We start from the raw sequence: 9,854 nt of genomic DNA, 5'->3' as shown, positions 1-9,854 counted from the left end.
CAGCTGCATGCGCTTGACCAGGTCCGCCTCGATGCCGGCGAGCTCGGGGCCGATCACGGGGATCAGCGTGGACAGGTACCTGCCGATCGGCACTTGGGAGGCCCACCCCGGGGGCGGCAGGCTTGAGCCGTCATCAAGACGAAGCCCGAGGCCGGCAGGCCGACGGGCCCACCGAACCGGGGAGTTCACCTTGTCCGCCACCCTCACCTCCACCCGCACGAAGGCGCTTGCCGCATTCGCCGCCTCGGCCGCGCTCGTCCTCGCCGTGGGAGGCTGCTCGGGGTCCTCCGCCTCGGCGGGGGCGGCGCCCTCCGGGTCCGCCGCCTCCCCGGCCGCCACGGCCACGACGGCCGCCACCGCCAAGGCCTCCGTCACCGGATCGGCGCGGATCGCCTACGTGTACTCGCCGGACGACGACATACGGTTCACCTTCGACGTGGAGGCCCAGCCGTTCAGCCGGCCGCTGCCGGACGCCCCGCAGGGGCTGCCGACGGACGCACGGGGCACGGTGCGGATCTCCCACCACGTCGCGGCGCTGAACCGCACCGTGACCTCGGAGGCGACGGTGGACTGCCTGGTGACGGGTGATCGGACGGCCTCGTTCACCGCCGTCGTCACCCGGGCGGATCCGGAGGTCGCCGAGTGGGTCGGCCAGCGCCGCGGCTTCAGCGTCCATGACGCGGGATCGCCCGAACGCCCCGACCGGGTCGGCTTCTCGTGGGGCGTGGCCAACATGGACACCGACGGCAGCGGCCGACCGATCGAGGGCAGGGTCGGTACCTGCATGGCACCCGCCCCCTTCGCCCCGGTCAGCTCCGGCGACCTCACCGTCCACCCCGGCGACCTGCCCCCGATGCCGGCCACGCCGAGCGGCCCGGCCGCTCCCAGCGGCGAGGCCGCGCCGAGCGGCGAGGCCGCGCCGAGCGGCATCGCGACCGCGACCCCGGGGGCCGGCCGATGAGGGCCCTCACCGACACGGGACGGACCTGGCCGTGCCGAGCCCCGAGGCGCACCCGGCACGCCCCTGCCCGGGTCCGGACAGCGGGCCGGCCACCCTCATCGCGTCGGTACGTCGCATCGGGCGGAGTACGTGCACCGCCGGAGGAACGCCCGACCGGAGTGCGCCGCCGAGCGGGAGCTCACCGCCCCAGCGGTTCTCACTCCAGTGCGCCACCCATGGCGTCCTGCGCGCCCTACTGGCCTCCGGCGAACGAATGTTGACTTGTCTGCGTCCACGGCACCGCGCACGAGTCAGAGGAGGAATCCGTTGAACATTCCGCTCGCTCTCTCACCGATCGGCCGTCTCGGCCGGCGTCTTCGGGCGTCCGTGCTCATCCTGACCGCGGTCAGCACCGCCGTGCTCTTCAACCCGGCTCCCGCGGTCGCCGGTCAGACGGGCATGCAGAAGTGCCTGAGCGGGGCGCAGCCCAATGTGAGCATTCCCTTCACCCAGACTGGCGGAGGGAACGACGGCTTCCCCGGCGGCCCCAACCCCCCGAACGGGATCTTCCCCGGGAACGCTCTCCACGTCGTGGTGAACGAGTCCGCACAGGTCTCGATCTCCCACTGGAACACCGAGTGGTACGGCATCGACGGCAAGAACGAGTACGCCCCTTCGAGTTTCCCGTTCCCGGGATGGAAGTCGTACGTGGATGTCTTCCGCATGAACAACAACCCGGGTGGCTGGGTGGCCAGCGGGTCCGACCCCAATCCCTGGAACCCCCACTACCTCCGGGAGCTCAATGTGACGGCCTGCTGGGCCGCCCCCAACGCCCCGGTACGCATGGGGTTCGGGATGAACGACAACAACCTCGGAGACAACACCGGGTCCTGGAAGTGGACCCTCCAGATCTGGCGCAACGACTGACACGGCACGGGTCCGGGACCAACGCCGTCACGAACGCGTCGAAGCTCCAGTTGATCGGCGTGACCTCCCAGGTCATCCCGAACCGCCGGAGCTTCGCAGCCTCACACCTCGGCGCGCTCCCACGGGAAGGGCGTGAGGTCGGGCTCGACCCAGCCGGTCCTGGCGGAGGCACTCGCAAGCGTCGAGGGCCGGTAGAAGCGGGTCAGCAGCCTCTTGTCGAGCAGCGCCGGGTTCTCGTCGACGAAGGCGTCGAAGTCGGCGGCGCCGGAGCAGATCACGTGGTGGCCCACCAGTTCCACCCAGGCACGGCTGACGGTGGCGTTGTACTTCTACGGAACGCCCGCGTACCGGGCGGTGCGCCGGATGCCGTCGGCGATCAGGTCCACCGCCTCGGCCGTTCCGTGACGCCGCACGGCCAACCAGGTCAGGTGCACGTGCTGGCGGTGCCCGAACCGCTCCGCGTCGGCCATCACCTCACCCATCAACCGGGTGAACGGCGACGATTCCTCGCCGGTGCCCGGTTCGCTCCCGCTCATGATCCCTCCTCGGTCAGCGCGTCCAGCACGGCGTAGAACCCGGCGAGCGCGTCGGCCGGCAGGCCGGCCAGGCAGCGGCGCTCGATCCCGGCCAGCGTCTGGCTGATCAAGGCGGCCGTCTCGCGTCCGGAGTCGGTGAGCTCAATGAGCACCGAACGGCGATCGCCCGCCCGCGTGCCGCGGGTGATGTGACCGCGGCGCTCCAGGCGGTCGAGCACACCGGTGAGCGTCGTGGGCCGGGGCAGGGCAGGGCAGGGCGAAGGCGGCCTCGGAGAGGTTCATCTCGGCGGCGCCCGGCCCAGCCAGGCGTCATCGGCCCAGCCAGGTGTCCTCGGGCCAGTCCGGTCCGGCCCGGCAGGGCGGACGGCGGCGGGGTTGCCCGCGAAAGGCCGGTCGGTGAAGGCATCGATGATCCGGATCCGTATGACGCGAACGTACCGGCAGTCGACACGGGTGCGGAAAGGGCCAATCCGAGGAAGGTGGCCCGCTTCCGGGCCCCGGCCGCAGCACACCGCGGTGTACTGGGCTTGTGCGGCCTGTCGTCCCGGTGCCCGACGGGACGCACTCCGCGTAGCGCCACAGCCGGGCCCGGCAGCCCGGCGCCCCGGCGGCCCGGTGCCCCGCTCCGGGTCGCCACCCCGGCACCGTCCCCGGCACGGAACAACCAGCCGCCGCGTACCCGGTGCGCGGGCGGCCCGGCCCGGCGCAGGACGGACCATGCAGTCCGAACGGCTGACACGGTTCGGGCGCCGTCCCGGCCCTGCCCGGCGACGGCCCGAGGCGCTCCTATCCTGGCCGGACGGCACCGACAGGGCGAAGGCGGCAGCGCATGACCGAGGCGGGCATCGACTACGCGGCAGTGTTCCAGGCGCTGCCCGGCGCGGTCGCGCTGCTCACCCCGCAGCTGGTGTTCGCCGACGCCAACGGCGCCTTCCTGCGTCAGTCCGGGCGCAGCCGTGAGCAGGTGGTCGGCCGGTACCTGTTCGACGCCTTCCCCGGCCAGCCGCACGACGCCTCCGCCGCCAACATGCGGAGTCTGGAGGCATCGCTGCGGCGGGTGCTGGCCGACGGGGAGGGCGACGTGATGGCGGTGCAGCGCTACGACATCGAAGCCGCCCCGGGCCGGTGGGAGGAGCGGTACTGGAGTCCGGTCAACGCCCCGGTGTTCGCCCCGGACGGGCAGGTGGTGCTGGTGATCCACCGGGTGGAGGAGGTCACCGCGCTGATCCGCGCCGTGGGCGGGCCCGGCGTCGAACTGCGCGTGGGAGCGGAGCTGTACAGCCGACTGCGCGAACTCGAGGAGGTCAACCAGCGCCTGCGCCTGGCGAACGCCCGCGAGCGCGAGGTCGGCCTCGCCCTGCAGAGCGCCATGCTCCCGCCCGCCCGGCCGATCCGCCGCCACCGCACTGCGGTGCGCTACCGGCCGGCCACCGCCGCGCTGAACGTGTGCGGCGACTGGTACGACCTCATCCCCCTCCCGGGCGGCGACCGCATCGCCGTCACGGTCGGCGACGTCGTCGGCCACGGGCTCGCCGCCGCCGCCGTCATGGGCCAGCTCCGCAGCGCCCTGTCCGCAGCCTCCCTCGTCGCCGCCGGCCCCGCACAGGCCCTGGACGCCCTCGGCCGCTACGCCCACTTCCTCGACGGCGCCGAATCCACCACCGCCGTCACCTGCTTCCTCGACTGGGACCGGCACACCATCACCTACTCCAGCGCCGGCCACCCGCCCCCCGTCCTCCTCCACGCCGACGGCACCACGGCGCTGCTCGACCGGGCGACCGACCCGCCACTGGACGCCCACCCCGAACCCAGCCCCCGCCCCCAGGCCACCACCGCGTTCGCGGACGGCGACGTCCTCGCCCTCTACACCGACGGCCTGATCGAACGCCGCGGCCAGGACATCGACACCGGCCTGACCGCCCTCGCCGACTCCCTCCGCCGGCACGCGGGCGCCGCCGACCCCGACCGCCTCGCCGACGCCGTCCTCGCGGACCTGCTGCCCTCCGACGCCGTCACCGATGACACCGCCCTCGTCATCGTCCACCTGTAGCCGAAGCGGGGCGCCCGTCCCCGACAGGGGTGGTGACCGCCCTGCACAGCGCCTGGGGGCGGAAACGGTCGGAACATGATCAGCGCCACGTCGTTCGGCTCCGGCGCGAGTCCTGTGGAGCCGTCACGACGGGTGCCGGCTCTCCGGCGGAAGAATCAGATCGGGGGAACGGCCCACGGACCCCGGTGGCTTCGCGTGGATGCACCATGGCGGGGAGAGGCCCGGCCTCGTCTCTTCCCTCCGTTCACAGCAACGGCGGGTCGGCCGGTTACGGCCACGGGTAGCCCAGCTGCTCGGGGTTGTAACCTCCGACGAGCTCAGCGGCGGCACGGGGATCGCCTGCGGTCAGCTGCGCTTCGAGCTGCCCGGCCTGGTCCGAGGGGTCGTCCGCGGAGATCGGGAGGGTCATCAGGAACTGGGCCCAGGGCAGATCCGTCTCGTCCCTGCCCGGGGGATGCCTCAGGACGACGTCGATCCGATCGGGTTCCCCACGGGAGGCCCAGACGGCCTCCAACTCGCACTCCCACATGGCGAGCCAGTCCTCGTGTCCCCTCAGCCTCGCCTCGAGCAGCGTCGCGACCACCGCTGCCGGCCACTCCCAGCAGCGGTCCTCCTCGTCCCGCAGGACCTCGGCCTCGTACTGATCCGCGGCGAACCGGAACTCCGGCAGGTCGAAGCCCCGCTCGGCCGGGTCACGCCAACCCGACCAGACGACATGCTCCTCGTCCCGCGTGATCGTCACGTACAGAGCGCTGCAGCACCGCTCCTCGCCGCACCCGGATCGAGCGAGCCGAACCTCGTGGGGCGTTGCAGCGGCGTGCAACGGCCCGCTCCGCTCAAGGAGATGCCGGGGGCCGGATCCCACGAACCGAGGGCCGCCTGATTCCGAGCTCCGGAGGGACAGGTCACCCAGGAGATCCCGGCCGCTGACGAGCGGGCGGACCTCCAGGTAGCCCTCCCCGGGTGGTGGGCAGGGAACGTTCAGGCTGAGGATGTCCGGTTCCATGGCCATCGTCCAAGGATCGCGGAGCCGGCCGTAGCTGTCATGTGAATGTGCGTGGCCTCCGCTCGGGACGGCGGTTCGGGCCGCTCCGAGGCACAACGGCCTCCGGACACCCCACCGGAACGCCGGCGGACCAGATCGATCGCATCGACAGCCGCGGACCCTCTCGAATCGCACCAGCGACGCGGCCCGGCGCCAGCGGCCCATTGGACCCTTGGCACGCGGACCCGCCGACCCCCTCCCGCAGACAGCACCGGCCGAACGCGGCCGTCCGGCACGGTCCCGGGTGGGTCCGGCTGTGTCGGAGGCCGTGGTTCCTCCGGCTAGGACGCCGGTAGTTTGGCGGCCACGGCGTCGAGGACCCAGTCCAGGCCGGTCGCGAAGGACGTCTCGGCGTCCACGTCCGTGCCGTCGTGCACGACCCTGGCCAGCGCCGGGAAGCGGCCGGTGGCCAGCATCCTCGTCACGTGCGGGCCGGAGGCGCGCTGCCAGTCGTGCTCGGACAGGCCCGTGACGCGCTCGGCCCGCAGGTTCGCGACCTCGCGCCTGATCGCGCCGATGAAGTAGGCACTGACGGTCTCCACGGCACGCATGACGGTGTCGACGTCGGCGGGGCCGTCGAAGGCGGCCAGCGCGGCCTCGGTCACGGCGAGCCCGTTCGGGCCCAGGGCCGGGCGACCGCCGAGCAGGTCGGCCAGCCATTCGTGACGGAGGGCGGCCCGCCTGGTGCGATGGGCGAGTTCGCCCATCGCCTCCCGCCAGTCACCGGGCCGCTCCTCGGGACGGATCTCGGCCTGGACCTCGTCCACCATGAGGTCGAACAGTTCCTCCTTGGTGGAGATGTACCGGTACAGCCGCATGGGGCCGGCGTCCAGGCGGGCGGCGACCTTGCGCAGGGACACCGCCTCCAACCCGCCCTCGTCGGCCAGGGCGATGGCGGCGGCGACGATCCGCTCCCGGTCGAGCGGCACGGGTTGAGTCGGCGGCTCCGGCCGGTCCCAGACAGTCATGGCCGAATCCTACTGTTGCGATGCACCGTCACGGAAAAATACAGTGTATCGACATGAGACAGCGCATCGCAGCGGTGGGGAGCGGCCCCGCCGGCCTCACCTTCGCCCGTGTCCTGCACCGCCACGGCCACCCCGTCACCGTCCTCGAACGCGATCCCGCCCCCGACGCCCGTCCCCCGGGCGGCACGCTGGACCTCCACGAAGGGCTGGGCCAGCTCGCCCTGGACAAGGCGGGGCTGCTGGCGGAGTTCCAGGAGCTGTCCCGCCCCGAGGGCCAGGCCATGCGCATCCTGGACACGGACGGGACCGTCCTGCGCGACTGGCACCCCCGTCCGGATGGCCGGGCCAACCCCGAGATCGACCGCGGGCAGCTCCGCGACCTGCTGCTCGGCCCTCTCGACGTCCAGTGGGGGCGGGCGGTGACACAGGTGGTGCCGGGGACCCGCGACGGCGTCCTGGTCCACTTCGCGGACGGGCGACAGGAGACGTTCGACCTCGTGGTCGGCGCGGACGGGGCCTGGTCCCGGACCCGCCCGGCGGTCTCGCCGGTGACGCCGCACTACACCGGCGTCACCACGGTCGAGACCTCCCTGGACGACGTCGACACCCGCCACCCGAACCTCGCCCGGTTGGTCGGCGACGGTTCCGTGGCCGTGTACGGCGTGAACCGGGCTCTCGTCGCCCAGCGCAGCAGCGGCGGTCACGTCAAGGTGTACGCCCAGTTCCGCGCACCATCGGACTGGCACGCGCACTTGGACCCCGCCGACGCCACGGCCGTGCGATCGAGCCTGCTGGCCCTGTTCGACGGCTGGGCCGCTCCCGTCCTCGACCTCCTCCGCCACGACGGCGTCTTCACCCACCGGCCCCTCCACGTCCTGCCCGTGTCCCACACCTGGACGCACGTCCCCGGGGTGACGCTGCTGGGTGACGCCGCCCATCTGATGCCTCCCTTGGGGGCGGGCGCGAACCTGGCGATGCTGGAGGGCGCCGAACTCGCCGAGGCCATCGCCGCCGGCCCCGGGGATCCGGACCGGGCCGTCCGCGCCTTCGAGGAGAAGATGTGGGCACGGGCCGGCAGGTGGGCGCAGATCACGCTGTCCGGCCTGGGCCGCCTCGTGAGCCCGGACCCCGCCGAAGCGCTCGCCCTCTTCGATCAGGTCCAGCCCGCCTGATCGCCGGGCACGAGGGAGACGCGGTCGTGCCCCGTCGGACCGCTCTCCACGCTCCTCCCGGCACGACCCGGTCCGGCGAGGCCCTCTCTTTCGGATCACGTCGGACCAGCGGGCGGCGTCGGGGCGCGGGACGATGTGGCGACCGGTCGGCCGTTCGCGGAGGGGCGGAGAGTGCACTGACGAAGAAGGGTTCCCGCCGCATCGTCGTCGACGCTGTCGAGTACCGCTGGCGGGTGAGCAGGAACCGCCGGTGCTGCGAATATCACCCCGGCGCCCCGGGCCACGTGGTGGAGGACGCGGCCCGCCCCGGGACGACCCCCGTCGTGGAGACCGGTCGACCGGCCGTCATGGAGCGGGACCCGGTGCCGGCCGAGCTCGTCCTGCCGCGCGAGGTCGCCGTGGGAGTCCGCGCCGCGCGGTCGAGCGGCTGGACGTCCCGCTCCGGCGGCTCGCCGTTCGAGCCGCGCCTTTCCGCCGCCGGCTGACCGGGACGGAGCGCCGGAGGGTCCGAGAAATGGTTTGCCGACCCGGTGGCGGTGTGTCACCGTTCGGCCTGGACCGGCAGTTGATCATCGGCGGCCGGCCGATGTCGACGTGTCGGCGGCCTCTCGGGGATCCACCGGAGAGGTGACGAAACGATGGGAAGCGGTGCCGTGGGGAACAGTTACGAGGACGAGTGTCGCCGGTCGTTGGCCGAGGAGCAGGCGAGGAGCCTTGCCGGGACCAACGACTGGGAGCACGTGGACAGGGAGCGGGTCCACCAGGACTGGGACGTCCTGTACCGGGAGATCACGGTTTTCCTGGACGGCGGCTCCCTGCCCGGGGACCAGCGGATCCAGGAGCTCGTCCGCAGGCACTTCGACATCGTCTGCCGGTTCTACGTCCCCTCCAGGGAGGCTTACGTCGGCATGTCGCTCTTCTACGCCGAGGACGAGGCCATGAGGGCGTTCCACGATTCCTACCACCCCGGGATGGTGGAGTTCCTGGGCGCCGCGATCAAGGTGTTCGCCGAGCAGGAGAGCGGGTTCGCCCCCAGCGCAGGGGCCGGGGCTTCGGCGTAGTCGGGCGACACGGGCCAGGACACCCCTGGGCGGGGCTCAGGCCCAGGGGCTGCGACAGCCCCCAGTCGGGCTCGACACGGGGCCCCATCCGCTGCGGCTGCCGGAGGACCCCGGCCCGGAACCTCGATCCAGGGCCCCGCCGGCCTGGTAACGTCCCCTCAGCACGCGAAGCACCCGAGCACCCGAGCACGCGGCGCGCGTGAACACGGACACGGAGCAGGGAGGTTGATGAATATGGCCGTCAACGGCCGTCCTCGCCATGCCCTTTTCCGGTCCGCGCGCTGATCGGCGCGGTCCGGTCGTTTCCGACGACCAGGAGTCACGCGTGCTTTCCTCCCTCTCGACAGACCTCACCGAGCTGACCACCGGCCGGCTCGTGCTCCGCAGCTGGACCACCGCCGAGGCCCATGGCGTCCTCGCGGACGACGACCCCCGGCCTGTCCACTGGGCCGACGACTTCCCCGCCGAGGGCGACCGCGTCATCGCGGGCCTGCTCGCCGACAACCCCACCTGGCTCGGTGCCCACGGGCACCGATTGATCGTGGAACGCGACAGTGGCCTCGTCGTGGGCTCGCTCGGCCTGTTCTGGCCGCCCACCGAGGGTGTCCTGGAGCTCGGGTACGGCGTCGCCGTCTCCCGACGCGGCCTCGGCTACGCCACCGAGGCCGTCCGCGCACTCTCCTCGTTCGCCCTCACCGCACCCGGCGTCCACACCGTGACCGCCGGTGTCGAGCCGGCCGACCCGGCCTCCGTGCGCGTCCTGGAGAAGGCCGGCTTCCGGCGGTGCGAGACCACCGGCGAGGACGACGAGGACGGCGTGATCCGCTTCATGACGGCCGCGCAGCGATGATCCGAGGGGTCGGCGGCACCCGCCGCCGACCCCCCACCACCGCACGCGGCCGACCGGGCGTTCGCTCCTGATCCCGAGGTCGGTGCTCCGCGAACGCCGGCTCGGGTGCGCCCGTCGACGGGTCGCCCCCGACGACTCACACGTCCGCCACCCGTGTCGGAGGGGCTCCGGATGCCCGGGCAGGTTACGTTGAGGCAGCGTGGCCGGCTCAGAAAGTGTTGGGTAATCGGATGATTACTGGTTCTTGAGGTCGTCGGCGAGGCGGCGGGCTGCTTCGGTCTCGATGGGGCCGCGCGGTTCAACCT

Annotated in this window: 12 protein-coding genes; 7 read left to right on the top strand and 5 right to left on the bottom strand. The window is 72.7% G+C overall.

Going from position 1 to position 9,854, the window contains the following annotated elements; genetic code table 11:
• The first annotated feature begins 190 nt into the window (after positions 1-190).
• Both ACWEQL_RS38185 and ACWEQL_RS38180 read left to right on the top strand, forming a co-directional pair.
• Entirely contained in the window at positions 191-961 is a 771-nt protein-coding gene (locus ACWEQL_RS38185) for a hypothetical protein (protein WP_452155492.1), read from the top strand.
• 306 nt (positions 962-1,267) lie between these two features.
• Positions 1,268-1,867 (top strand): hypothetical protein, encoded by a 600-nt coding sequence (locus tag ACWEQL_RS38180; protein ID WP_452155490.1) that lies wholly within the window; start codon positions 1,268-1,270, stop codon positions 1,865-1,867.
• Positions 1,868-1,968: 101 nt separating this feature from the next.
• On the opposite strand, the gene ACWEQL_RS38175 is transcribed toward ACWEQL_RS38180, so the two are convergent.
• From ACWEQL_RS38175 to ACWEQL_RS38165, 3 genes are read right to left on the bottom strand one after another with little or no spacing between them, the layout of a single operon-like run.
• Complete coding sequence (locus tag ACWEQL_RS38175; RefSeq protein ID WP_452155488.1) at positions 1,969-2,166, bottom strand: hypothetical protein; 198 nt, start codon at positions 2,164-2,166, stop codon at positions 1,969-1,971.
• Between the two features lie 30 nt (positions 2,167-2,196).
• A complete protein-coding gene (locus tag ACWEQL_RS38170) occupies positions 2,197-2,403 on the bottom strand; it encodes a hypothetical protein (RefSeq protein WP_452155486.1) in 207 nt (68 codons plus the stop codon).
• Positions 2,400-2,621 carry a MarR family winged helix-turn-helix transcriptional regulator gene (locus ACWEQL_RS38165; protein WP_452155484.1) on the bottom strand — a complete coding sequence of 74 codons (222 nt, stop codon included), beginning with the start codon at positions 2,619-2,621 and terminating at the stop codon, positions 2,400-2,402. Before ACWEQL_RS38165 ends, ACWEQL_RS38170 begins: the two co-directional genes overlap by 4 nt.
• A 611-nt stretch (positions 2,622-3,232) precedes the next feature.
• Here ACWEQL_RS38165 and ACWEQL_RS38160 point away from each other — a divergent pair.
• Positions 3,233-4,453: a PP2C family protein-serine/threonine phosphatase gene (locus ACWEQL_RS38160; protein ID WP_452155482.1), complete on the top strand. Its 1,221-nt coding sequence runs from the start codon at positions 3,233-3,235 to the stop codon at positions 4,451-4,453.
• 268 nt (positions 4,454-4,721) lie between these two features.
• On the opposite strand, the gene ACWEQL_RS38155 is transcribed toward ACWEQL_RS38160, so the two are convergent.
• Positions 4,722-5,195, bottom strand: a complete 474-nt coding sequence (locus ACWEQL_RS38155; RefSeq protein WP_452155480.1) for a hypothetical protein — start codon at positions 5,193-5,195, stop codon at positions 4,722-4,724.
• 584 nt (positions 5,196-5,779) lie between these two features.
• A complete protein-coding gene (locus tag ACWEQL_RS38150; RefSeq protein ID WP_452155478.1) occupies positions 5,780-6,466 on the bottom strand; it encodes a TetR/AcrR family transcriptional regulator in 687 nt (228 codons plus the stop codon).
• A 53-nt stretch (positions 6,467-6,519) separates the two neighbouring features.
• On the opposite strand from ACWEQL_RS38150, the gene ACWEQL_RS38145 reads away from it, so the two are divergent.
• The 4 genes from ACWEQL_RS38145 (at position 6,520) to ACWEQL_RS38130 (ending at position 9,549) form a co-directional block, all read left to right on the top strand.
• Positions 6,520-7,638, top strand: coding sequence for an FAD-dependent oxidoreductase (locus ACWEQL_RS38145; protein WP_452155476.1), 1,119 nt, complete (start codon positions 6,520-6,522; stop codon positions 7,636-7,638).
• 233 nt (positions 7,639-7,871) lie between these two features.
• On the top strand, positions 7,872-8,123 hold the full coding sequence (locus ACWEQL_RS38140) for a hypothetical protein (RefSeq protein WP_452155474.1): 252 nt from the start codon (positions 7,872-7,874) through the stop codon (positions 8,121-8,123).
• A gap of 168 nt (positions 8,124-8,291) precedes the next feature.
• Positions 8,292-8,699: a TipAS antibiotic-recognition domain-containing protein gene (locus ACWEQL_RS38135; RefSeq protein WP_452155472.1), complete on the top strand. Its 408-nt coding sequence runs from the start codon at positions 8,292-8,294 to the stop codon at positions 8,697-8,699.
• Between the two features lie 325 nt (positions 8,700-9,024).
• A complete protein-coding gene (locus tag ACWEQL_RS38130) occupies positions 9,025-9,549 on the top strand; it encodes a GNAT family N-acetyltransferase (RefSeq protein WP_452155470.1) in 525 nt (174 codons plus the stop codon).
• Positions 9,550-9,854: the final 305 nt, after the last annotated feature.

The sequence above is a fragment of the Kitasatospora sp. NPDC004240 genome (assembly GCF_053603215.1).
This window is presented reverse-complemented; position numbering and strand designations above follow the sequence as displayed.